At 47.3% G+C, this 740-nt stretch carries 1 protein-coding gene; it reads right to left on the minus strand.

The genetic code is table 11. The annotated features are described in order from the left end of the window. A partial coding sequence (locus HMPREF0240_RS23245; RefSeq protein WP_035314809.1) for a hypothetical protein occupies positions 1–318 on the minus strand: 318 nt, incomplete at its 3' end. Between the last annotated feature and the right edge of the window lie 422 nt (positions 319–740).

Raw genomic sequence — 740 nt, forward strand, 5'->3', positions numbered from 1 at the left:
AATAGACAGCGATAAGCCTATGATTCCGGCTGCGTACATGATGACAGCAACGCTGCCGGTCCGCATTGAAATATAAGCGGCTGCAATGTACAGCAGGTACCGGAAAAGAAATATCTGGACAACAAAAATGTTCCTGACACCCAACAGCCGGCATACCGCCAATTTTAATAATAAATAATTAGCGAACGCGGCTGCGGATCCCAGAAGCAGCCCAGCCATGGCCTTGTAACCGGCTCCCCACAGGAGGCTGATCATTCCGGCCACTATAATATAAAGAATATAGATAGCTGCTATTTTCCCGCTCTTATTGTCTTTCATTCCCATTTCCTCTTGCTAACAGCTGCACTTATTCCCTTTCAAGATCAGCAATCGATTCATATCCGTACATCCTCGCCGAATTATCTCTGATAAGAGCCGCCAGATTTCTGTTCTGAGCCGCACACTCCTGAATATATTGGGAATATAACATTTCGGTGTGTTCTCCATAGGAATACAATTCCCCTCTCTGATACGTCTCTATCGAAGTTTGGCCGGGTGCTTCCTGGAATGCATGGATCGGGCGCCCACGCATTGCATAAGCCGGATACTCCTGCTCAAATTCTTCCGCCCATTTTACATGGACGGCTACCGTTGCTTCAATGCGCTGTTTCCGCTCCTCTGAAATTACGGGGGAGTGCCCATTCCAGTTGTTTGTACTGTTCGGGCGCCGTCCTTTCCATCATAAACGCATACTTATAAAA

The sequence above is a fragment of the Clostridium sp. D5 genome, assembly GCF_000190355.1.
Classification (GTDB): Bacteria; Bacillota; Clostridia; order Lachnospirales; family Lachnospiraceae; genus Faecalicatena; species Faecalicatena fissicatena_A.